The sequence below is a fragment of the Sphaerospermopsis sp. LEGE 08334 genome, from assembly GCF_015207205.1.
Taxonomy (GTDB): Bacteria; Cyanobacteriota; Cyanobacteriia; order Cyanobacteriales; family Nostocaceae; genus Sphaerospermopsis.
Genome location: NZ_JADEXH010000019.1, coordinates 74,885 through 98,116, shown reverse-complemented (window position 1 = coordinate 98,116; position 23,232 = coordinate 74,885). Strand labels below are relative to the sequence as shown.

Sequence of the window (23,232 nt, the reverse complement as noted above, 5' to 3'; positions counted from 1 at the left end):
GATTACGAATTAACAAATCGAGAAAATAAGGCGCACCGACACCAGCAGTCACTACACCGCAGGGAATACTGATATTTTGGATGTTTTCCCGCTTCTGGGGGATGCCGTGGTTGCTCTTAATCATTATTTTCTAATTAAAAAATATCGTCATTTAGGTAAGCTAGTTATGCTTTCTTTGAGATTTGCAGGTTCAACATCTTAATTGAGAATTTTGATAAATTGATCAAGTCTACCAGCAAGGTATATGCTGAGAATATTGAGATTAGCAGCTTGATGTCAGCCGAAAGCCTCAAGATTATACTGTATACTTATTAGTAAAGATTTGCAACTGTTGTCCAAGCTGTGGCACTCAAAAATCCCATCAGCTTACTGAGTCGGTTTCTGCTTTTGAGTCTCAAACCCAGTTATGGGAGTATTAAGTTTAGCAAAAAGGACACAGTCTAATGCAATATATTCTCTATTGTAAATCACCTCATAATTGTTGTAAATTAAACATTAATCTTTTTCTCAGTTAAGAACTAATTGCAATTAGTTTAGCAGAATTACCGTTAAAATATGACAAATATCCTGACGGAAGAGCAAGTTAGTCAAATTGAACAGGAAACTCTAGAGAATTTGGAGGTATCCTACAATACTCATGGGTTTGATGAAATTCGGAGATTCCGTAATAGTTTATACAACAATAATTATCAATTAGTTGAATTTTGCCCGGGATTAAGTCTAGAAATTTTTGATGATTATTACTACCAGCACGTAAACAGTAAAATTACTCACCATGGATTGTATGCACTAACAGCCAAATTTTATTTAGCAGGTAATCATAGTGTGATTTGTCCGGGTATTACAGGGGTGAAGAGCAATTACCAAGAAACAGTAGGAAATAATTACTTATTTTACTTGCCAGATATTGAGGAAATCGAACAATATTTTGCAGGCGATCGCATCTATTTAGTTAAAATTTGTATAGATTTAGACTTCCTTAAATCCTTCATAGATGGACTAGAACATCTACCAAAACAGTTACAGCCGTTCCTAGAAAGTGACTCTCCAAAAAGGTTTCACCATCCAGTGGGTAAAATTACTCAACCAATGCAGACAGCATTACAGCAAATGCTCCAAGTACCCTATCAAGGGATGATCCAAAAAATGTATCTGGAAAGCAAGGTACTAGAATTACTAGCTTTGCAATTTGCCCAACTCACAGAAGTTGACGCAGATAAACAACCCTTAATTAATCTGAAAGCGGGTGATGTTGAGAAAATCTATCAAGCCAGGGATATTTTAACCAGCAATTATGATCATCCACCCTCATTGCTAGACTTAGCAAAAAAAATTGGTATCAACGACAACAAACTAAAGTATGGTTTCCGTGAAGTATTTGGCACAACAGTATTTGGCTATTTACGTGACTATCGCCTAGAAATAGCGCGAAAATTGCTACAAGAACAAAAGCAAAATGTGAGAACTGTCGTCAACACTGTTGGTTATGCCAATCAAAGCCACTTTGCAGCCGCATTTAAACGCAAATTTGGCATTACTCCCCAAGATTGTCGTTTAGGTAGAAAAGCAGTCTAATCAGAAATCTTTCTAGTTTTAGCGTTGATATTGCTACATATTATTTACAGGTTAATGTCAGAAATCAATCACAATCTCCGTTAAGGGTTCAAAACTCTCCCTCTACTATGTAGACTTCTAGCTGGTAAATTACCTAAACTCTTTCCATAGACAGTTGCAAATTATTTTCAATATTTGACTTATATTTGTGGAGTGAGGGGTATGGTGTATCGGCAATCAAAAGAGATTATTTCCGCAGGAATTGTTTTTGCATTCGCATCATTGCTTATCCAACCTGCTGCGGCAGAAACTAAATTAAATAATTCTGCCAGTACAGCTAAGTTACTACTGGTACAACAAAATAACAATTCATCTGTAAAAGTTACAGGTGTAAAAGTCAATAATACAGATAAGGGAATTGAAATTATTTTAGAAAGTGCAAACCCAGAAGCACTACAACCAAACAATAAAAGTACAGAAAATAGTTTTATTGTTGATATCCCCAATGCAGTATTAGCACTACCAGAAGCCAAAGATTTTAACATTGCTAATCCAGTACAGGGGATTATTTCTGTCAGTGTTACTCAAGCTGATAATAACACTGTAAAGTTAACAGTAACAGGTGAATCTGGTTTACCAGCGGCAGAATTATTTGATGGTGAAGAAGGTTTAATTTTTGAACTTGTACCTAAAGCTGCAACCACACCAGCACCACAACCAGAACAACCAGAACAACCGGAACAACCGGAACAACCAGAAGAACCGAGAAGCGAAACACCACCAGAACAACCCATTGAATTAGTTGTTACAGGCCAGCAAGACACCTACCGAATTCCTAACGCCTCTACTGGTACAAAAACTGATACACCAATCCGTGATATTCCCCAAGCAATTCAAGTCATTCCCAAGCAAATCCTTCAGGAACAGCGAGTGCAGCGTTTAAGTGACGCATTAAAAAATACTGCTGGTGTAATTACTAACACTTCAGAACGAAATGTATTTGATGGTTTCAACATTCGAGGATTCACCAATCGTACTATTATCCGTAATGGATTAAGAGATGACACTAATACTACAGCTGGTTCTGGAATTGCCAACATTGAGCAGATAGAAGTTCTCAGAGGTCCAGCATCGGTTCTTTTTGGTCAAGGTGGAGCAGGGGGTACTGTAAATATTGTCACCAAAAAACCTCTGGAAACACCATTCTATTCAGTAGAAGGATCAATTGGCAACTACAATTCATATAGTGGTTCAATTGATTTAACAGGTCCCCTGAATGAGAGTAAAACTCTGTTGTATCGTTTGAATGCTTCCGCTTTTAGTACAGATACCTTTGTAGATTTTGTTGAAATTCAACGTTATTTAATTGCTCCAGCTTTAACTTGGAAAATTGGTCAAAACACAACATTAAATTTAGAAGCAGAGTATTACGATACACAACAACGTAACGACCGGGGTATTCCAGCAGTTGGTACTATCTTACCCAACCCCAACGGCAAGATACCAAGAAATCGCTTTACCAATGAGCCTTCTATTGATCAAAACAATCGCCAAGTATGGCGAGTAGGCTATAATCTAGAGCATCGTTTTAATGAAGATTGGCAAATAAGAAATAGCTTTCGTTCTTCCTTTCAAACAAATCAGCAAAATTCTGGTTTTCCCACATCGTTAGCATCTGATAATCGCACTTTAAACCGTGGCTTATTTATCGCTGAGGCAGCCGTCACTAGCTATATTTTAGACACCAACCTGATTGGTAACTTTAATACTGGCAATATCAAACATAAACTGTTATTTGGCTTTGATTTATCTAGAGAGATATTTCAAGGTTCTAGTCAGCGTGTTCAAGTTAATCCTCTAGATTTATTTAATCCTGTATACGGTTCACAAAACATCGGTGATGTACTTGCTGAATTTCCTAATGAGCCATTTACTCAAGAAGGTTTAGGATTGTATTTACAAGACCAAATTTCCCTATCTGATAATTTTAAATTAGTAGTTGGGGGACGTTTGGATATTGTGAATCAAAAACAAGAAGATGCAGACAGAAATGTTACTTCTTTTCAAGAAGACACAGCATTTAGCCCCCGCATTGGTATAGTTTATCAGCCTAGTCAATTAGTTTCACTGTATGCTAATTACAGTCGCTCATTTGAGCAGGTAACAGGAACAACTTTTGATACTACTTTATTTCAACCAGAGCGAGGTACTCAATATGAAGTAGGAGCTAAATTTGATTGGACAGATAAACTTTCATCAACAGTTTCTCTATATCAAATTACACGATCCAATGTGCTTACTTCTGATCCCAGAGATCCAGATTTCTCTATCCAAACAGGAGAACAAAGAAGTCGTGGTTTTGAAGTAGATATTGTTGGTGAAATACTACCTGGATGGAAAATAATTGGTGGCTATGCGTACACTGATGCACAAGTAACTAAAGACAATGATATTCCAATTGGAAACCGTGTTAATAACGTACCAGAACACGCTATTAGTTTGTGGAATACCTATGAAATTCAACAAGGAAGTCTGCAAGGTTTGGGATTTGGTTTAGGTCTTTTTTATGTAGGAGAAAGGCAGGGAGATTTAGACAATACCTTTAGTTTGCCTAGTTATTTACGCACTGATGCAGCATTATTTTATCGCCGAAATAACTTCCGAGCGGCTCTTAACCTACAAAATTTGTTTGATACTGAGTATTTTGAAATGGCTGAAAACCGCTTACGTGTTTTTTACGGCGCACCTCTATCTGTTAAATTAACATTGGGTTGGCAATTTTAATTTACAAATTGCTCTCATTGATAATTTTTGATTGAGATCGATGATAAATTACATACAGCCCTTGAATGATATGAGGGCTGTTTTATTACCTAATTCATCTACCCAATTTATCACCCAGATATTCAATGATTAGAAAATGTTTGTATTACCTCAAAATATGTTTGATAATAACGCTGTCTGTAATATTTTTCAAAGGTTGTTATAGCTTTTATAATCAAAAAATCTTATCCTCAAAATCCCAAGTAATCAAATCCGAATGTCGAATTATTAAACATGAATTAGGAGAAAGCTGCATTCCCATTAATCCCCAAAGAATAATTGTAACTGACCAAGAAAGTTTAGAAATTTTAGTAGCATTGGGTTTAAAACCAATAGCAGCAACTACAGCAAATCGGGTAGGAAACAAAGCACCTATATTAAAAGGAAAAATTAATAAAATTATTGATTTAGGTAAAGAAAGTCAGCCGAATCTGGAAAAAATTGTTAAATTACGCCCTGATTTGATTGTAGGCTATTCTTTGAGTTATCAAAATTATCAATTATTTTCTCAAATCGCTCCCACAGTTTCCATTGAGTATAAAGAAAATGGCTGGAAAGAAACTTTACTACAAGTTGGTAAATTAATTAATAAAGCTCAAGAAGCAGAAAAATTATTAGAAAAATATCATCAAAGAATTGAAACTTTAAGAGTAGCTTTTAGACAAAAAATCAAAAATAAAGAAATTTCTGTAATGCGGTTTTACACAAGTATTCAATTCACACAATTTTTGAATGAATTATCATTTCCTGTCAGCATTTTAGAGGAATTCAAATTATCTATACCCTTAGCACAACGTCAAATTAGTAGTAATGCAAATGTCAGTTATAACAATGTTAGTTTAGAGCGGGTAAATTTGTTAGAGTCAGATGCGATGTTTATCGCATTAGATCCAGGTGCGGAAGAAAACTTTCAAAAATATCAAAATAGTCCTTTATGGCAAATGCTCAATGTAGTTAAAAATAATCGAGTATATACAGTTGATTCAGGTTACTGGATTTTTGGGAATATCCTGTCAGCAAATGCTATTTTAGATGACCTTGTTAAATACTTATTAGAAGAGTCCTAAAAGATAATGAATTATATAAAATTCTGTTCTCTGATATTATTAAGCTTGATTTTAGTTAAGGGTTGTTATAGCAATTTCCCTAAAATTACAGAATTAACCAAACCAAATTTAGCTCCGGCTGAATGCAAAATCATCAAGCATACTTTAGGAGAAAGTTGTATTCCTTTACAACCTCAACGCATCATTGCTTTAGATGAAACTTCTATGGAAGCGTTGTTAGCACTGGACTTAAAACCAATAGCAGCAATACAGCCGAATATTGCAGGTAGCATCATACCAAAGTTGGGTAAAAAAGCTGAGGGAATAGTTTCTTTAGGAAAAAATAGTCAACCAAATATAGAAAAAATGGTGCAGTTAAATCCAGATTTAATTTTGGGTTTTTCTATTAGTGCAGAAGAATACAAACTATTTTCACAAATAGCACCAACAGTCACGGTGGGTGATTATATTCCAAATGGTTGGAAAGATGCTTTATCACGTATTGCTGAAACAACAGGTAAAAGTAAACAGGCGCAAAAATTACTTGACGAATATCAACAACGAGTTGAAAAATTACGCACATTTGTTAATCATAACCTCACAAGCAAAACAGTTTCTATTAGTCGTTTTTATGCTGGTAATCAATTTACAGAATTTCGCACTAAATATTCATTTCCTGGCAGTCTACTCACAGAAGTGGGAATAGTTCTACCAGAAATTCAAAATCAACTGATTACTTATGAAAATCAACCTCTAGTTTCAGTTAGTTTAGAACGTCTAGATTTAATCAATGCTGATATTCTATTTATTGCTTTAGATCCCGGTGCAGAAGAAAATTTTAAAAATTATCAAAATAGTCCACTCTGGCAAAACCTGAAAGCAGTTAAAAACCAACGAGTCTATACTGTTGATTCAAGTTACTGGATTTTTGGCAATATTTTGGCAGCAAATGCTATTTTAGATGATTTGTTTACATATTTAGTACAAGCATCATGATAAAAATAATGCAAAATTATCAATCATTAGCTAATAATAATATTCTGGATTTCTTACAAGAAATATTTACTCTTGCTCAAAATAAATTAGATAATTACTATACAGACCTGATAATTTTGAATCAACCTCCTGATGGTGCTGAGGCGATTTCATTAAATGATTATTTACAACCAAATAGACTTTTATCTGAATGGAAAACCAGCGAGATATACCAAAAAACTCAAGACATTCGCATTACTGCATCCATTTGGAACAAAGTTTATAGCTGGAAAACATTACCCGGTGTGTTAGCTTTGATGTCTTGGGCAGGAATTGGCTTAAATGCTGAACTAGATAATGTGAGTTTTGTATTAGAAGAAGGTGAACCCAAGGCATTATATTTTCATGATTTAAGTGGTACTGTAATTTATCCCCAAAGATTACCTATACCCATTACCCAAGATTATCCAGGGAAAATAGTTGATAGTGTAGAAGATTTACATCAAGCAGTATTTACTAGCTTATTTCAGCGCAATTTTGCCCCGATGATAAAACGGGTTCATAGTTTAACTAAACTTTCTCAAAAAACGATGTGGAGTAATGCGGTAAATGCTTCAGAAAGACAGTTTGCAGAAATTAGTAAATGTACAAATTCAGAATCTATAAAAACAGATTATTCCGTTTTATATGAACAACCACATAGTTCAGTGATGCCAGGACGTAACCCACTTTATAATTTAGTCCGCACTGAAGAAATTAACGAACCTGGTTTGCCAGCTAAAACTACAGTCCGTCTTACCTGTTGTTTATATGCTTTTATTCCTCCTGGTGATGAAAAATGTACAAACTGTCCTTTATTAAAACCAGAGGAAAGAATTGCCCAAATCAAGGAATACATGACAGAAACTGACTGAAATCATTATTAGTAAAGTTTTAAAGTAAAGTCTTAAAAAATGCCACAAAAATCTAACCCAGCTAGTATGCGTAATTTTCTTATTGTTTGGCTTGGTCAATTCGTTTCTAGCATTGGTAGTAACATGACCGGCTTTGCAATTGAAATTTGGGCATGGGAAATTACAGGTCAAGCTACAACTCTAACTCTGGTAGGGTTTTTTAGTTTGCTTCCCAGCATTATTATTACTCCTATTAGTGGTGTAATTGTAGACAGATTTAATCGCAAATTTTTAATGATGGTGGGTGATACAGTTGCCGTTTTCAGCACAATTATCATTTTATTTTTACATCTCACCAATAATTTACAAATTTGGCATTTTTATTTAACAGGCGCAGTTGTTGGGACTTTCAATCAATTTCAGTCTTTGGCATATTCAGCATCAGTATCACTGATGATTCCTAAACAACACTATACCCGTGCTAGTAGCCTCGAATTCTTATCTGGTTACGGTAGTCAAATTATCGCCCCTGCTTTGGCAGGATATCTTTACACAATCATTGGTTTTACAGGAATTTGGTTAATTGATATTTCGACGTTTATTGTTGCTATTAGCAGTTTACTGTTAGTTAATATTCCGCAACCACCAACTACAAACAACGAAAATATAGTGAATATTTGGCAAGATTTAGGATTTGGTTGGAACTACATCACTACCAACAAAAGTTTATTAGCATTGTTAATAATTAACTTGCTATTTTGGCTACCCCATGACATTGGTGATTCCCTATATACACCTATGATTTTGTCACGTACTAATAATAATACTTTAGTGCTAGGTAGTTTAGCTGCTGCGGCTGGTTTTGGTGGTGTAACAGGGGCAATAATTGTTAGCACTTGGGGCGGTTTTCAACGGAAAATCACAGGCGTTTTACTGGGGATGATTGGGGCTGGTGTCAGTAAAATCGTTTTTGGTTTTGGTAGAACAGCTTTAATTTGGATTCCTGCACAATTTTGTTCTTCTGTTAATTTCCCTTTAAATGGCAGTTCTGATAATGCTATTTGGTTAGCGAAAGTACCAGCAAATGTGCAAGGAAGAGTTTTTGCGGCGCGATCGCTTCTTTTACAGATAGGTTCTGCTGTAGGCTATTTAATAGCTGGTCCTTTGGCAGATCGTGTTTTTACTCCTGCTTTACAATCAGGGGGTGTTTTGGTTGGCATTTTCGGAGGATTATTAGGAACTGGTACTGGTGCAGGAATCGCGTTTTTATATGTGATTTGTGCAGTGTGTATGTTGTTGGTTGGTTTAGTTGGTTTCTTGATACCTGTACTATGGCATCAGGATTAGAACCGTTTACCCAATCACCAATCACCTACCTTTTCCGATTGCGAATTAATAAATACAAAAAATAAGGAGCGCCTACAGCAGCAGTAACAACACCACAGGGAATTTCAATAGGTGCAAATAAACTTCTTCCTAATAAGTCGGCAACAGTAACAATCATTCCTCCTAACAGTGCGGAAGTGGGAATTAAACCTTGATGATTTGTACCTACTAATTGTCTGCCTAAATGGGGAGCAATTAAACCAACAAAACCAATCATTCCCGCAGTTGCTACTGATGCACCAGCTAAGGCAACTCCTACTAATAGTAATAAACTCCGTTGAATTTCTACGGATGTTCCTAAACTTCTAGCAACATCATCTCCTAAATTTAAAGTATCTAAATGTCTGGCTAAAAGTAAAGACATAGGGATAAAAATAATTAACCAAGGTAAAAATGAAAATACCTGTTCCCAAGTTCGTCCATAAACGCTACCAGCTAACCAAACTAAAGCATCATTAACGCTGTAAATGTCACCAAAAGTAATCATTAAACTGGTAAAGGCGCTGGCGATCGCAGATAAACCCACACCCATTAAAATTAATAAAATGGGTGAACTACCATTATTCCAAGCCAACAAATAAATTAAAGCCGCCATTAACAAAGCACCACCAAAGGCTGATAAAGGCAAAGTGTAAACTGGTGCTGATGGAAATAAAACAATCACTGTCACTGCGGCTAAACTTGCCCCAGCATTAATACCAATAATACCAGGATCAGCCAAGGGATTGCGTGTTAAACCTTGGAAGATAGTTCCAGAAATTGCCAGCGCCATTCCTACCATAAAAGCCACTACGGTACGAGGTAAACGCAGGGTATTAATAACGAATAAATGATCAGGGTTTCCTGTATTTACTCCCAATAAAGTTTTAATAATATCTAAGGGAGAAATGGGATATTCACCCCTACCCACATTCATCACTATCGCTACACCAATTATTGCTAATAAAAATAAGAGCATTATTGGTACACGGCGATCTATGCGAAAAGATATCACTGAAGAACGAAAAACCAATATTTGAGATTTTGAATTGGGGATTTTAGGTTCTGAAAATGCTGCTGTATAATCTTCTCTTTTTTCCATCTATTTCGATTAGATTAATGAAATAATTATCAATTATCAATTGTCAATTATCAATTGATTTCATTTCCTCACCTTTGACTTAGCCAGATAGACAAAAAAGGGAGCGCCCACGAGTGCAGTCATCACACCTACAGGTAATTCCTGGGGTTTAAGGATGATACGACTGGTAATATCTGCTACTAACAGTAAAGTTGCTCCGACAACTGCGGAATAAGGCAAAATCCAGCGATAATCGGTTTTAATGAAAAATCGGACAACGTGAGGAACGACTAAACCAATAAAACCAATGGGTCCAGCCAGGGCTACGGAACTTCCTGCTAGTAAAACTACGCTGATGGCGGTAAGAATTTTTATCCAGGCTGTTTTTTGACCTAAACCTTTGGCGACATCATCACCTAAACTCATGGTGGTGATTTGTTTACCCAAAGCCAAGGCAATTATTAATCCGATGATGACAAAAGGTAGAGCCGAAAACAGAATATTGGCATCTCTACCAGATAATGAACCAGCTAACCAAAATCTAATTTCTTCTAATGTGCGTTGACTAATGATTAAAATGGCAGTAGTCAGGGAAGAAATTAAAGCTGTCAGTGCTGCACCTGCGACTGTGAGATTTAGCGGGGTTGCGCCTCCCTTTCCCAGTGAACCCAGGAAGTAGACTAAAATCGCTGTGACTCCCGCACCCAAAAAAGCCGCAATTGTTAAAGTAGTAATTGATGTACTACCAAATACAAAAATTGTCACAACTACGGTGAGTGCAGCACCGGATTCAATCCCCAAAATACCGGGATCTGCTAAGGGGTTACGGGTTAAACCTTGCATCAATGCCCCGGAAACTGCTAGGGAAGCACCGACTAAAATAGCAATGAGCGATCGCGGTAATCTGACTGTTTGAATAACTAAGTGTTGATATGAACCGTCAAAGCTGACAAAGGATGTCAAAATCTGATCTAGTGGTATTTCTGCTGCTCCCAAAGTGACACTAAATATCAAACAAATTACCAGCAGCATCACACACCCAACCAAGTTAAATACAGGTTTAGCTGCTAAATTCATCAAAATTCTGAACTCCTGAACCTTAATTATTTACGAGTTGCAATACCTAATTTCACCCCTTCTACCTGTCGTACTTTATCCATTACTGCTACTACTTGTCCGTGATTTACCGCTTCATCTGCATTAAGTATTACCATCAACGGTTTTTGAGGTTCTACTTTTGCTCTCACTTGGTTTGCTAACTGCTCTAAACTAACAGCTTCTTTATTCAGAAATATTTTGCCAGTTTTATTTATTGTTAGCGTCACCTGTGCAGGATTATCTCTTTTCGCCGTCGCAGCTTGCGGTAAATTTACTGGTAAACCTTCGGAGCGGGTAAGATACAAAGTTGACATGATAAAAAATGTCAAAATCGCAAATATCACATCAATCATCGGCACAATATTAATCTGTGCGGGGATATCTGGATCATCTTGTAGGCGCATAGGTTTTTTCTCCTCGTTCGTAGCGACGACGGTACAGCAGTTCTAATTCTCCTCCATATTCTTGAATCAAAGCAATTTGCCGTTGATACAGTCCCCGGAATGTGTTAGAAAACAAAAGCGTAAAAATTGCTACAACTAAGCCCGTAGCAGTAGAAACTAAGGCTTCACTAATACCACCAGTCACATTGGAAGTTTGTGATCCCCCTACATTACCAATATCCAAGGAAGCAAAAGAACCAATTAAGCCTAATACAGTTCCCAGTAATCCCAACAGGGGTGCAAGGGCAATAATAGTATCAAAAACTGTGTTAAATCTTTTCAGTAAAGGAATTTCTGCTTGAGCTTCGCTTTCTAAAGCTAAACGAAACTCTTCTGGATTAGGTTCTTCTAGTTCCAAAGCTGTCAAAAAAATCCGGGCAATGGGTAAATCTGCATTCTTTCGCAGTGTATCAATTGTACTGACCACGTTATTTTGACGATACAAATTTAATACTTCTCTAACTACCCGTTGCTGACGGTTGCTAATTTTTAGCCAAAATTTTATCCGTTCAATAATTAACCCTACCGCCACAACAGAAGATAGTAGTAGCGGCCACATCACCACACCACCTGCTGTAAACAGATTTTTGATGTCCATGTCCGATCTTCAAACCTTGTAATAAAATTTCCTGACTATTTCAGCAAGTGTAGCTGATAGAACTTCTCAATTTACAGTAGAGCAAATGAGAAGAGATGTCAATCATTTGCTACTGTTCAGGAAAAATTACCAGTCTTTGTAGGGGTAAAATCGCGAAAATGATTGGATAGCAAGAGATTGCGGCTAATATCTGCAAATCCAAACATTTTAATTTATTGATTGACATTTGCAGTAACTTTCTGATAATCTGCCAAAGTTACTGAAAATAAGTGGCAGTAAATATGAGTTTTTCCAGCACAGCCCTAGAGCAACGCGAAAAAGAATTAAAGACGCTGAAAACCTTTTTGACTTATAGCTTGATCGGCTCTTTGGCTATACACATCGGGTTGCTGGCTTCTGGTATTGGCAGTTTACTCACAAAAGCAGCAATAGAAGAGACTGAAGAACCTTTGGAAATCACTTTTGTTGAGACTCCACCGGAAGAAAAAAAACCAATAGAAGAACCGCAAGAAGAGATAAAACCTCAAGTTGTTGAAAATTCACGGGTTTTCACAAGTACAAACAATAGTTCTGATACATCTGCAACCGTCTTTGTGCCGCAACCTGTTGTAGTCCAAAAACAGACGGTGCAATCTCCTGTAATTAAATTACCTATCGTTCCTGCTCCGAAAATAGAACCTCTCAAACCTTTACCTTCTGTCACTCAGGCAACTGTATCGCCGCAGAAAGTATATACCCCGCAACCAGTAGTATCTCAATTAACAGCAAAGGCATCACCAAAAACAGCAGATACCCAACCACAATCAATATCTGAGACGAAAAATACCCCTGTTCAACCCTCATCTACTGAAACTACTGCTGTAAAACCATCTTCAACATCCAGCACTGATTTAAGTAAGTTGTTAGCAGGAATAAGAGATAGTAGGGCAAATCAAGAAGTTTCAGAACTTTCTCAAGCTAATGCTGATAATGGTGGAAATACAGTAGGGAGAAGTACAGGTTTGCGTGTTCGTCGTGATCTGGGCAATGTTCCTAGTGTAAATAATGAACCGTCAAATACTGCTACAGTTGCTACAGCACCAACACAGCCGAAAATAAATACTAACACTAATACCAAGACTGGTAGCGGTAATGGTCGTGCTGCTTGTCGGGAGTGTAATACAAGTTATCCAGATTGGGCAAAGAGAAGGGGGGTAGAAGGCAGGGTTGAAGTAGCTGTTGATACAGATAATAAAGGTAATGTGACTAACGTGCGGTTGTTGCGATCCAGTGGTAACGATAAATTGGATGCAGAACATTTGGAGAGAGCGCAAAAATGGAAACTCAAACCCAGTTCAGAGGGTAGACAAGGGGTGACGATTGGAACAGAATATGCGATCGCCGGTTCTCAAAGACATCGCCAACTGCAAGAACGCAAGAAAAAAAGAGAAACAGAAAAAATAAACACTGCATCTACTAACAATGCGAGTAATTCTACGACTGAAACACCAAGACGCAGAAGAAGAGTAGTCACATCTGTTAGTAATGATACTCCCCAAGAATCAACTACAACAACTAGAACAATTCGCAGTCAACGAAGTGCAGCAACATCATCAACATCTACTTCTACTTCAACAACTAAATCACAGCGTTTAGGAGAAGCTCTAAGAAGTAGAAGAAAAAGAGCAACTAATAATTCTTCATCTTCAGGAGAAACAAGGAAAAGAAGAAGAAGGGAAATAAAACCTGCTTCCTCAGTCACTACTAAAAGTGAAAGCAGTTCTCAACCTACCAGACGGCGGCGACGTTTAGAACAACCTGCTTCTTCAGAGCAAAATCAACAACCATCTCCATCAGGTGATGCTAATTAGGGTTTGCTGAAAAATTCTTTATCTATTTTAGGTATGCTGAAAAATTATTGTAGTGGAGAAAGGGAACAGGGAACAGTTTCAAGTATTTAGGGGTTGCTGAGAAAGTCTTTCCGTGAGGGTATAGGAGTCAGGAGGAGATTTTAAAATTTCTTTGCCATCTCTCAAAATCCCAAAAAATGCACACTTTTTCAGGTATACCCTTCAAAACCCTTGCACTTTTTTCCTCTTTAGCAACCTGTAACCCTTGATATATCTGGGTTTTACATTTATATGGCTTACGCCACGCTTCGCTATCAGCAAGCCCTATTTAGTGGCAAAAAATTTTCCTCTCTCGTCAGACTTAAATGCAAGGTTTTTAAGTTCCTAAACTCTAAAAGCTTGCCCTTATTGACAAGAAAAATTCCTAAAACCCTTTGCCTGTAATGTTTTCAGATTTATGCAGCAGGTCATATTTGCATACGTATAAACAATAATTGTTATGTCTCATTAAAAAACAAAATTTAATATTTAAACAAATTGCCTAAACTTAAATTACATTTAATCAAAATTGAAATCAAAGTTATTTAACAGAACTAGCGTAAACATAAAAATATAGCGTCAACTCATACCCGTAACTGAGTTTTATCAGCAAAACCTACTGATGCCATTTTCGATGTCAGTGTGAGCTAAGGAGGTTTTTTAACGTTTGCTTAAGATATAAACTAAGCCAGAAGTGGGTAGTATCAATACAGTACAGACAAAGCCCTCCCTTGATCAATATCGTTTGGAAAGTTGTCTAAAATTACTTCGTTATCCAATTATTGCTGATGAACCTCTACAGTTGTTATTTATGGATATTTATCATGCAATAAGAAGATTAGTTTTGGAAATTAAAACTCCTCATAGTTTGACATCGGAAAAAGTAGCTGATATTACTTTTAATATTGATGCTATTTTTACTCTTCTCAATTCTCACCTAGTATTTCTGTTTTTTAAAAGCAGCAAAAGTAAAATTTTCTTAAATTATGCAAACATTACCAAGACAATCGGAAAATACTAGTTTACTCTTGAATTATAAAAGTATTGGTAGTGGAAACTTATTTATAAAATAATTTTTTTAAATAGAATCCCAACTACTTCTGAAGCAATTTTTTAATATTTTTTTCCTCCTATGGCTCCCGAACACACAAAAATTAAATTCCCTCTTTGGGATTATTTGAACCAGCCCTTATTTAGTCGTAACACTAAATTTATCTGGAATCCCCGTCAGTTTGCGATACTATGGCGAATTCAACTTTTAGAAAGGTGCTGGACTAAACATTCCGATGCTAAAGGACCTCAACAGTCTTAGATAACAAGTCACAGGTTAAACTGAAAAGCGATCAATGAAAAACTAAGTATAACGACGGGAACAAACCAAAGTATGTAAAGAAAAGTAAATTAACCTAAAAACCTCTTGCCTTGTCATAAAGACAATTTTTAACGCCTACCTACTTATCACTGATCATTGATTATGCCTCGTTTACCCAGGAACGGGGCTTTTTCCATCAATCTGCTCAGGCATGAGAAACCAATTCCTGTGGTAAACTCAGATATCACTCAGGTGTTGCCCTTTGGCTTTGCTGGGGAGGTTGCAAAAGTTTATCTGAAGGTATCATGCCAAAGGCTATTAAATAGCTGCATTGAAAATTATTAATTATTAATTGTATTAATTGCTTATGTCTTTTGTACCTTTACATATTCACAGTGACTACAGTTTGCTAGATGGTGCTAGTCAGCTACCAGAGTTAGTGGATCAAGCGATCGCCCTAGATATGAAAGCGATCGCCCTCACAGATCATGGTGTCATGTATGGAGCAGTTGAACTAATAAAAATCTGCCGCAGTAAGACTATAAAGCCAATTATTGGCAACGAAATGTATATCATTAATGGTGATATAGAAAAACAAGAACGCCGTCCCAAATATCATCAAGTTGTTTTAGCAAAAAATACCAAAGGTTATAAAAACCTAGTTAAACTCACCACAATTTCTAATCTGAAAGGTGTACAAGGTAAAGGTATTTTTTCCCGTCCTTGTATTAATAAAGATTTACTCAAACAATATAAAGAAGGTTTAATTATCACCAGTGCTTGTTTAGGGGGAGAAATTCCCCAAGCAATTCTTAGTGGTAGACCAGATGCAGCCAGAAAAGTTGCCAAATGGTATAAAGAAGAATTTGGTGAAGATTTTTATTTAGAAATTCAAGATCACGGTTCTCAAGAAGACAGAATTGTTAATGTTGAAATTGTGAAAATTGCCCGTGAATTAGGCATTAAATTTGTTGCTACCAACGATTCCCATTACATTTCTTGCTTTGACGTAGAAGCACACGACGCTTTACTTTGTATTCAAACCGGTAAACTAATTGTTGATGATAACCGGATGCGATATAGCGGTACAGAATATCTCAAATCTGCCGGAGAAATGAAATTATTATTTCGGGATCATTTACCCAATGATGTTATAGAAGAAGCCATAGCAACAACAGTAGAAGTAGCGGATAAAGTCGAGCCTTACCATATCATGGATGAGCCAAAAATTCCTACTCCTCCCATTCCTTTTGGTCATACCGCTGATACTTACGCTGAAGAAGTAGCTTGGCAAGGACTACTAGAAAGATTAAATCGTAAATCTCGCAGTGAAGTAGATCCAGTCTACAAAGAAAGATTAGAGTATGAATTAAAAATGATTCAGCAAATGGGTTTTTCTACCTACTTTTTAGTAGTGTGGGACTACATCAAATTTGCACGAGATAATAATATTCCCGTTGGTCCAGGTCGGGGTTCGGCTGCGGGTTCATTAGTTGCTTACGCCATGAGAATTACCAATATAGATCCCGTGCATCATGGCTTACTCTTCGAGCGATTTTTGAACCCAGAACGGAAATCAATGCCTGATATTGATACAGATTTCTGTATTGAAAAACGGGATGAAGTAATTGAATATGTCACTGATAAATATGGTGCTGATAGAGTTGCCCAAATTATCACCTTTAACCGTTTAACATCAAAAGCAGTATTAAAAGATGTCGCCAGAGTGTTAGATATTCCCTACGGGGAAGCTGACAAAATGGCGAAAATGATTCCTGTAGTGCGGGGAAAACCAACTAAACTCAAAGTGATGGTTTCTGATGAAACACCAGCACCAGAATTTAAAGAAAAATACGATAATGATCCGAATGTTCGCCGTTGGATAGATATGGCCATGCGAATTGAAGGAACTAACAAAACCTTTGGTGTTCATGCTGCGGGTGTGGTAATTTCCGCCGAACCTTTAGATGAAATTGTACCATTACAACGTAATAACGACGGTTCAGTAATTACCCAGTATTTTATGGAAGATTTAGAATCACTGGGGTTGTTAAAAATGGACTTTTTGGGTTTAAGAAACCTGACTTTGATTCAAAAAACTATTGATTTAATACAACAAAGTAAAGGATATCGTATTGATCCTGATGACATTACCCGTGATGAAAGGAAAGCCCAGAAAATATTAGCTAAAGGTGAACATAGCACTTTACCTAAAGATGTTTCTCAAGCTTATTCTTTGTTAGAATCTGGAGATTTAGAAGGTATTTTTCAATTAGAATCTTCAGGAATGAAGCAAATAGTGAGAGATTTGAAACCTTCTAATATTGAAGATATTTCTTCTATTTTGGCATTATATAGACCTGGTCCATTAGATGCGGGATTAATTCCTAAGTTTATCAACCGTAAACATGGTAGAGAAGCAATTGATTATGAATCGCAACTTTTACAACCTATTTTAAATGAAACCTATGGAATTATGGTTTATCAAGAGCAAATCATGAAAATTGCTCAAGATATGGCTGGTTATTCTTTAGGACAAGCTGACTTACTGCGTCGCGCTATGGGTAAAAAGAAAGTAGCGGAGATGGAAAAACAAAAGCAAAATTTCATAGATGGTTCAGCAAAAAACGGTGTAAAACCCCAAGTTGCTGAAAAACTATTTGCGGATATGTTGAAGTTTGCTGAATATTGTTTGAGCTATGAAACTGAAGTTTTAACTGTAGAATATGGCTTTTTACCCATTGGTGAAATTGTGGAAAAACAGATTGAGTGTAGTGTTTTTAGTGTTGATAATAATGGTAATGTTTACACTCAACCTATTGCCCAATGGCATCATCGGGGAGTACAAGAATTATATGAATATTGTTTAGATGATGGTTCAAAAATCAGGGCAACAAAAGACCATAAATTTATGACTACTGCTGGGGAAATGTTGCCCATTGATGAGATATTTGAAAAGGGTTTAGAGTTGTTAAAAGTCCCAAATTTACCAGCTTAAATTTAGGTTTGGGATTTCAACCATTCATCTAAATCGTTGATATCCCCAAAATCTAATAACGCTTCTCCCAAGTCTTCTAATTGTGCTATTTTCAGGGTACTGATTTTCTGGATATAACTATCTGTCAATTTTCCAAACCTCTTAGATAACAGACGCAGTAGTAAGTTTGTTGCTTCCACTTCTCTACCTTCTTCTCTACCTTCCTGCTTTGCTTCTTGATATACCCTTGTTTGTTTGATATCATTGACTAAAAACATCGCTTCTATCTCCTGACGGGTTAATTGCGAAAACTTCGACAACAACACAGTTTCCAATAACTCTATAATACCTTCTCTTTCTGAGTCGTTGCTAATTTCGGTTTTCGTTCTTTGCATCAAATTCTTAACTAATTCTGGAGCTTGGTTTTCTTTACTGACAATTAATTCAATTAACCCCATCCCAATTGAACCTGATGGTATTTCATCCAAATAAATCCGTTTGATGCGACCACTATTGACTAATTCCTGCTGATAATTAGTTAATACTTCCACATCTAAACTACGTTTAGCAAACAAAGCTACCGCTTGCCAATCTTGCTGAGGTTTATATTGATTGAGGTAAATGTTGATTTCTGTAATAAATTCCCAGTAAAATTCTGGTTTTGGTTGAAATTGCACCTCCACAAAGTAAATCGGTTTTTCTCCACTATCTGGCATAAATATACCATCAAATCTAAAGGCTTTTTCCTTCACTTCTACAGATGTGAATTTGTAACCTTCAGCATTTTCGGGTGGTTCTCCCAGTAGTTCAAATAAAAGAGTATGAAAAGTGAGAAAGATTTGGTAAAATATTGTATCTGTGTGCATTACTGATAATTATGTATAAGATTTGAACCATTCATCTAAATCATGGATATCCCGAAAATCTAATAACGCTTCTCCCAAATCTTCTAATTGTGCTATTTTCAGGTTACTGATTTTCTGGATATAACTATCTGTCAATTTTCCAAACCTCTTAGATAACTGACGCAGCAGTAAGTTTGTTGCTTCTTCCTGCTTTGCTTCTTGATATACCCTTGTTTGTTTGATATCATTGACTAAAAACATCGCTTCTATCTCCTGACGGGTTAATTGCGAAAACTTCGACAACAACACAGTTTCCAATAACTCTATAATACCTTCTCTTTCTGAGTCGTTGCTAATTTCGGTTTTCGTTCTTTGCATCAAATTCTTAACTAATTCTGGAGCTTGGTTTTCTTTACTGACAATTAATTCAATTAACCCCATCCCAATTGAACCTGATGGTATTTCATCCAAATAAATCCGTTTGATGCGACCACTATTGACTAATTCCTGCTGATAATTAGTTAATAATTCCACATCTAAACTACGTTTAGCAAACAAAGCTACCGCTTGCCAATCTTGCTGAGGTTTATATTGATTGATGTAAATGTTTATTTCTGTAATAAATTCCCAGTAAAATTCTGGTTTTAGTTGAAATTGCACCTCCACAAAGTAAATCGGTTTTTCTCCACTATCTGGCATAAATATACCATCAAATCTAAAGGCTTTTTCCTTCACTTCTACAGATGTGAATTTGTAACCTTCAGCATTTTCGGGTGGTTCTCCCAGTAGTTCAAATAAAAGAGTATGAAAAGTGAGAAAGATTTGGTAAAATATTGTATCTGTGTGCATTGCTGATGATATAAATTTACTATATTCTACCCTGAAAAATACCCATTGAAATTACCAAAACTCATTTTTTTGTGTCATGCTATCATTGTCGCCAATATCTAGTAATCTAAGAAAGTGTTTATCTATCTGCATAAAATCTTACCATGATTAAAATTTTTCACAAACTCCGCATTTTGGCAATTACCAGCTTATTATTTTTGACTATTAGCTGGTCACTTCCAGCCCAAGCTGACACGAAAATTGACCCCAAACTAGAACAGCAAGTATTAGAAATTATCCGTCGAAATCCCAAAGCAATTATCGAAAGTGTGCAAGCATATCAGGAAGAACAGCAACAAAAAGTTCAACAAGCAAGACAGGGATTTTTACAAAATTTAAGAACAAATACAAAAGGTGTAATTGGTGATTCTCCCACCACAGGTTCGACACAATTAAAAACTGTGTTAATTGAATTTTCTGATTTTGAATGTCCCTATTGTGCCGAAGCAAATAAAACTCTCAAAGATTTATTAGCAAAATATCCCAATCAATTCACCTTAGTTTATAAACATTTCCCTTTAGTGCAAATTCATGACCAAGCATTACCAGCAGCTAAAGCAGCTTGGGCAGCATATCAACAAGGTAAATTTTGGCAATATCATGATGCTTTGTTTACAAATCAAAAACAACTGGGAGAAAGTTTATATTTAGATATTGCGAAAAATCTCAATTTAGATTTAGCAAAATTTAAACGCGATCGCAATTTAGCAGATAAAGCAATTCAACAAGACCTACAAATGGCTTATAAATTGGGTCTTTCTGGTACACCTTCTTTTATTATTAATAGCCAGAATCTTTCTGGTCCAGTGCAGTTGTCAGAAATTGAAAGTATTTTGGAGAGAGGAGACTAGTAACTGGGGACTGGGGACTGGTGACTGGGGAAGAAAATTTTAGATTTTAGATTTTAGATTGGAATTGACAAAAACAATCCAAAATCCAAAATCCAAAATTGAATTACCAATTATCAATTATCAATTATGAATTATAAATTACCTCTTAACGTTTACATCCAAGGCCAGGGATTTCCCATACTCGCTTTACACGGTCATCCTGGTTCTGGCCGTAGTCTTTCTGTGTTTACTAATCATTTATCAAAACGTTTTCAAACCATTGCCCCAGATTTGCGCGGATACGGTCAAAGCCGCTGCAATAGCAATTTTGCCATGCAAGACCATTTGGACGATTTAGAAGCTCTCCTAGACCGTTTTCAGATAGAGAAATGCCTGATATTGGGATGGTCACTGGGTGGTATTTTAGCTATGGAATTAGCATTGCGTTTACCACAGCGAGTCACAGGACTGATTTTAATTGCCACCTCAGCTAGACCTTGGGGGAATCATCCGCCTATTTCTTGGCACGATAATCTTTATACTGGTGTAGCGGGAATATTAAACTATATTAAACCTGGTTGGTCTTGGAATATTGAAACTTTTGGCAAGCGATCGCTCTTTCGCTATTTAATCCAACAGCATACACCCACCGCTTACGGTTACATTGCCAAGGAAGCTGTACAAGCTTATTTAAAAACCTCTAGTTATGCTACTCGCGCTCTCTATAGCGCCATTAAAGCTGGATATAATCGACTTCCAGACTTGGAAAAAATACAATGTTCGAGTTTGGTACTCGCTGGCTCTGAAGACCGACACATTACCGCTGATTCTAGTTTAGAAACAGCAACACACCTTAAAAACTCTCATTGGCAATGTTACCCCAATACCGCCCACCTTTTCCCCTGGGAAATTCCCCAACAATTGCTATGGGATGTTGATACTTGGTTAGAAGCACATCCACAGGTAATTGATAATTGGTAATTGGTAATTGGTGATTGGTAATTCAATTTTGGATTTTGGATTTTGGATTTTGGATTGTTTTTGTCAATTCCAATCTAAAATCTAAAATCTAAAATCTAAAATTTTCTTCCCCAGTCACCAGTCACCAGTCACCTATTGTTGCCCATCGTTCCCAGAATTAACTCAAAATTAACTCAGGAACGATGACAGCCTATAGATTTGTATTACACTTGACCGCTAAAGGCAGGCTTTACTTTACGGTCAATCCTTTCCCCCAGGTCTTCAGCAATGGTTAAAACATAAGGTTTACAACGCTTGACATTGACTATAATTCCTTGCGCTCCTTCGTTTTCTAAATCTTCTAGATAGCCCTTACTGGCAGATGTCGCTTCCACCGAGCTTAAAAATGGACCAAAGTAGTAGGTGCAACGTGGATTCTGGGTGACAATTTCAACCCACCAAGCCAAGCCTAGACCGTTAGATAAGCTAATCAGCCCTTCCTTAAGGTTATGCCAAATAGTTTTCATGGTTTTCACCAATTTATAAACGTGATACTGGGTATTAAAGAATATGTTAGATAGATTCAGTTTTACATTTCTTTATACTCTTTTAGGTTTATTTTTTCAAAGAAAATGTATGTAATTTATCAAGATAGTGGGTATTTAACGACCGTTGGCGATAAATTTCATAAAGCGCCATCCCTGCTGCCACTGAGGCATTTAGGCTAGGAGTCTTACCCTGTAAGGGAATTGAGACTAAAACATCACAAGATCGTTGTGTCAACATACTCAGACCTTCACCTTCAGCACCAATTACTAAAACGATAGGTCCACTGAATTTTACTGTATGTACAGCTTCGCTACCAGAGGCTGCTGTTCCGTAAATCCAAAAACCAGCTTCTTTAAGTTGTTCCAAAGCGCGGCTGAGGTTAATGACTCTGGCGACAGAAAAGTTTTCTAAAGCACCTGCGGACACCTTAACCACAGTTGAGGTGATTCCCGAAGCCCTTCTTTGAGGAATTACTAAACCTTGAGCGCCAATGGCTTCTGCTGTGCGAATAATTGCCCCCAAATTGTGAGGATCAGTGATACCATCAGCAACAACAATCACTGGATCGGTGACTGATTTTGCTTGAGTAATCAGATCATCTAATTCCATGTAGGCATAAGGCGCAATTTGGGCTGCTATACCTTGGTGATTAGCTCCGTGAGTGATTTGGTCTAAACGCTTAGGTTCAACTTCATCAATTACTGTACCATTATCCTTAGCTTGGAGAATTAAATTATGAAATCGCGGATCATAACGCAGACGAGAAGTAATCCAAATCCGGTTGAGATTGCGTTGATTTTCTAATGCGCTTAATACCGGATGACGACCGTAGATGAGATCACTGTCTTCTGTAGATTTGCTCTCTGGTAAGGGTTGGGAAGATGGACGAGATGGACGGGGTTTGCGAGATATGGGTTTAACTTCTGCGTTGCTTTGAGTACGAATAGGATTAGCAATAACGCGTTTACCCTTGATTTTTATAGGTTGTCCGCGTTTTGGTTCACCAGCGTGATTAATTTTTCTAGGTTGGTTAGACATGGGATTATTGAGTTTAGTAAATAAGTGAGCATTGAGATTCCCTCAATTTTATGAACCGTTACAACTGATTTTCCTATCAAGAGATTGAG

Annotated in this window: 19 protein-coding genes; 11 read left to right on the top strand and 8 right to left on the bottom strand. The window is 36.7% G+C overall.

The genetic code is table 11. The annotated features are described in order from the left end of the window. The first annotated feature begins 555 nt into the window (after positions 1-555). From IQ237_RS12720 to IQ237_RS12695, 6 genes are all read left to right on the top strand, one after another. The gene (locus IQ237_RS12720) at positions 556-1,575 is read left to right on the top strand and encodes an AraC family transcriptional regulator (RefSeq protein WP_194055621.1); all 1,020 of its coding nucleotides are present in this window, start codon (positions 556-558) and stop codon (positions 1,573-1,575) included. 201 nt (positions 1,576-1,776) lie between these two features. After that, positions 1,777-4,338: a TonB-dependent siderophore receptor gene (locus IQ237_RS12715; RefSeq protein ID WP_194055619.1), complete on the top strand. Its 2,562-nt coding sequence runs from the start codon at positions 1,777-1,779 to the stop codon at positions 4,336-4,338. 167 nt (positions 4,339-4,505) lie between these two features. Then, a complete protein-coding gene (locus IQ237_RS12710) occupies positions 4,506-5,444 on the top strand; it encodes an iron-siderophore ABC transporter substrate-binding protein (RefSeq protein ID WP_309225756.1) in 939 nt (312 codons plus the stop codon). Positions 5,445-5,450: 6 nt separating this feature from the next. Beyond that, positions 5,451-6,419, top strand: coding sequence for an iron-siderophore ABC transporter substrate-binding protein (locus tag IQ237_RS12705; RefSeq protein WP_194055615.1), 969 nt, complete (start codon positions 5,451-5,453; stop codon positions 6,417-6,419). Positions 6,420-6,427: 8 nt separating this feature from the next. Next, positions 6,428-7,312, top strand: a complete 885-nt coding sequence (locus tag IQ237_RS12700; protein WP_194055634.1) for a ferric iron reductase — start codon at positions 6,428-6,430, stop codon at positions 7,310-7,312. 39 nt (positions 7,313-7,351) lie between these two features. Beyond that, entirely contained in the window at positions 7,352-8,638 is a 1,287-nt protein-coding gene (locus tag IQ237_RS12695; RefSeq protein ID WP_228020170.1) for an MFS transporter, read from the top strand. A 25-nt stretch (positions 8,639-8,663) separates the two neighbouring features. Here IQ237_RS12695 and IQ237_RS12690 read toward each other — a convergent pair whose 3' ends face one another. From IQ237_RS12690 to IQ237_RS12675, 4 genes are read right to left on the bottom strand one after another with little or no spacing between them, the layout of a single operon-like run. Then, the gene (locus IQ237_RS12690; RefSeq protein ID WP_228020169.1) at positions 8,664-9,758 is read right to left on the bottom strand and encodes an iron ABC transporter permease; all 1,095 of its coding nucleotides are present in this window, start codon (positions 9,756-9,758) and stop codon (positions 8,664-8,666) included. Between the two features lie 60 nt (positions 9,759-9,818). Beyond that, complete coding sequence (locus tag IQ237_RS12685) at positions 9,819-10,814, bottom strand: iron ABC transporter permease (RefSeq protein ID WP_194055630.1); 996 nt, start codon at positions 10,812-10,814, stop codon at positions 9,819-9,821. A 26-nt stretch (positions 10,815-10,840) separates the two neighbouring features. After that, positions 10,841-11,239, bottom strand: a complete 399-nt coding sequence (locus tag IQ237_RS12680; RefSeq protein ID WP_194055613.1) for a biopolymer transporter ExbD — start codon at positions 11,237-11,239, stop codon at positions 10,841-10,843. After that, entirely contained in the window at positions 11,223-11,876 is a 654-nt protein-coding gene (locus IQ237_RS12675) for a MotA/TolQ/ExbB proton channel family protein (RefSeq protein WP_194055612.1), read from the bottom strand. Before IQ237_RS12675 ends, IQ237_RS12680 begins: the two co-directional genes overlap by 17 nt. 281 nt (positions 11,877-12,157) lie before the next feature. On the opposite strand from IQ237_RS12675, the gene IQ237_RS12670 reads away from it, so the two are divergent. The 3 genes from IQ237_RS12670 to IQ237_RS12660 all read left to right on the top strand — a co-directional run bounded on the left by IQ237_RS12670 (position 12,158) and on the right by IQ237_RS12660 (position 18,054). Then, positions 12,158-13,726, top strand: coding sequence for an energy transducer TonB (locus IQ237_RS12670; protein ID WP_194055610.1), 1,569 nt, complete (start codon positions 12,158-12,160; stop codon positions 13,724-13,726). Between the two features lie 712 nt (positions 13,727-14,438). Next, complete coding sequence (locus IQ237_RS12665) at positions 14,439-14,765, top strand: hypothetical protein (RefSeq protein WP_228020167.1); 327 nt, start codon at positions 14,439-14,441, stop codon at positions 14,763-14,765. A 658-nt stretch (positions 14,766-15,423) separates the two neighbouring features. Beyond that, on the top strand, positions 15,424-18,054 hold the full coding sequence (locus tag IQ237_RS12660) for a DNA polymerase III subunit alpha (RefSeq protein ID WP_194055608.1): 2,631 nt from the start codon (positions 15,424-15,426) through the stop codon (positions 18,052-18,054). 2 nt (positions 18,055-18,056) lie between these two features. On the opposite strand, the gene IQ237_RS12655 is transcribed toward IQ237_RS12660, so the two are convergent. Both IQ237_RS12655 and IQ237_RS12650 read right to left on the bottom strand, forming a co-directional pair. Continuing rightward, positions 18,057-18,899, bottom strand: a complete 843-nt coding sequence (locus tag IQ237_RS12655; protein WP_194055606.1) for an Rpn family recombination-promoting nuclease/putative transposase — start codon at positions 18,897-18,899, stop codon at positions 18,057-18,059. Positions 18,900-18,908: 9 nt separating this feature from the next. Beyond that, positions 18,909-19,727 carry a DUF2887 domain-containing protein gene (locus IQ237_RS12650; protein WP_194055604.1) on the bottom strand — a complete coding sequence of 273 codons (819 nt, stop codon included), beginning with the start codon at positions 19,725-19,727 and terminating at the stop codon, positions 18,909-18,911. A gap of 143 nt (positions 19,728-19,870) precedes the next feature. Between IQ237_RS12650 and IQ237_RS12645 the strand changes: the two genes are divergently transcribed. Together IQ237_RS12645 and IQ237_RS12640 are read left to right on the top strand one after the other, a co-directional pair. After that, positions 19,871-20,617 (top strand): thioredoxin domain-containing protein, encoded by a 747-nt coding sequence (locus tag IQ237_RS12645; RefSeq protein ID WP_194055602.1) that lies wholly within the window; start codon positions 19,871-19,873, stop codon positions 20,615-20,617. Between the two features lie 126 nt (positions 20,618-20,743). Beyond that, the gene (locus IQ237_RS12640; protein ID WP_194055600.1) at positions 20,744-21,577 is read left to right on the top strand and encodes an alpha/beta fold hydrolase; all 834 of its coding nucleotides are present in this window, start codon (positions 20,744-20,746) and stop codon (positions 21,575-21,577) included. Between the two features lie 203 nt (positions 21,578-21,780). Here the strand turns inward: IQ237_RS12640 and IQ237_RS12635 are convergent, their stop codons facing one another. Both IQ237_RS12635 and rlmB read right to left on the bottom strand, forming a co-directional pair. Next, positions 21,781-22,083 (bottom strand): DUF1816 domain-containing protein, encoded by a 303-nt coding sequence (locus tag IQ237_RS12635; RefSeq protein WP_096566225.1) that lies wholly within the window; start codon positions 22,081-22,083, stop codon positions 21,781-21,783. An 88-nt stretch (positions 22,084-22,171) separates the two neighbouring features. Beyond that, positions 22,172-23,143 (bottom strand): 23S rRNA (guanosine(2251)-2'-O)-methyltransferase RlmB, encoded by a 972-nt coding sequence (gene rlmB / locus IQ237_RS12630; protein ID WP_194055598.1) that lies wholly within the window; start codon positions 23,141-23,143, stop codon positions 22,172-22,174. Positions 23,144-23,232 lie beyond the last annotated feature (89 nt).

Excerpts from the sequence above, each read along its gene's own strand:
- IQ237_RS12720 (WP_194055621.1), top strand. The coding sequence starts at position 556 with ATGACAAATATCCTGACGGAAGAGCAAGTTAGTCAAATTGAACAGGAA.
- IQ237_RS12715 (WP_194055619.1), top strand. The coding sequence starts at position 1,777 with ATGGTGTATCGGCAATCAAAAGAGATTATTTCCGCAGGAATTGTTTTT.
- IQ237_RS12705 (WP_194055615.1), top strand. The coding sequence starts at position 5,451 with ATGAATTATATAAAATTCTGTTCTCTGATATTATTAAGCTTGATTTTA.
- IQ237_RS12700 (WP_194055634.1), top strand. The coding sequence starts at position 6,428 with ATGCAAAATTATCAATCATTAGCTAATAATAATATTCTGGATTTCTTA.
- IQ237_RS12695 (WP_228020170.1), top strand. The coding sequence starts at position 7,352 with ATGCCACAAAAATCTAACCCAGCTAGTATGCGTAATTTTCTTATTGTT.
- IQ237_RS12690 (WP_228020169.1), bottom strand. The coding sequence starts at position 9,758 with ATGGAAAAAAGAGAAGATTATACAGCAGCATTTTCAGAACCTAAAATC.
- IQ237_RS12685 (WP_194055630.1), bottom strand. The coding sequence starts at position 10,814 with ATGAATTTAGCAGCTAAACCTGTATTTAACTTGGTTGGGTGTGTGATG.
- IQ237_RS12680 (WP_194055613.1), bottom strand. The coding sequence starts at position 11,239 with ATGCGCCTACAAGATGATCCAGATATCCCCGCACAGATTAATATTGTG.
- IQ237_RS12675 (WP_194055612.1), bottom strand. The coding sequence starts at position 11,876 with ATGGACATCAAAAATCTGTTTACAGCAGGTGGTGTGGTGATGTGGCCG.
- IQ237_RS12670 (WP_194055610.1), top strand. The coding sequence starts at position 12,158 with ATGAGTTTTTCCAGCACAGCCCTAGAGCAACGCGAAAAAGAATTAAAG.
- IQ237_RS12660 (WP_194055608.1), top strand. The coding sequence starts at position 15,424 with ATGTCTTTTGTACCTTTACATATTCACAGTGACTACAGTTTGCTAGAT.
- IQ237_RS12655 (WP_194055606.1), bottom strand. The coding sequence starts at position 18,899 with ATGCACACAGATACAATATTTTACCAAATCTTTCTCACTTTTCATACT.
- IQ237_RS12650 (WP_194055604.1), bottom strand. The coding sequence starts at position 19,727 with ATGCACACAGATACAATATTTTACCAAATCTTTCTCACTTTTCATACT.
- IQ237_RS12645 (WP_194055602.1), top strand. The coding sequence starts at position 19,871 with ATGATTAAAATTTTTCACAAACTCCGCATTTTGGCAATTACCAGCTTA.
- IQ237_RS12640 (WP_194055600.1), top strand. The coding sequence starts at position 20,744 with ATGAATTATAAATTACCTCTTAACGTTTACATCCAAGGCCAGGGATTT.
- IQ237_RS12635 (WP_096566225.1), bottom strand. The coding sequence starts at position 22,083 with ATGAAAACTATTTGGCATAACCTTAAGGAAGGGCTGATTAGCTTATCT.
- rlmB (WP_194055598.1), bottom strand. The coding sequence starts at position 23,143 with ATGTCTAACCAACCTAGAAAAATTAATCACGCTGGTGAACCAAAACGC.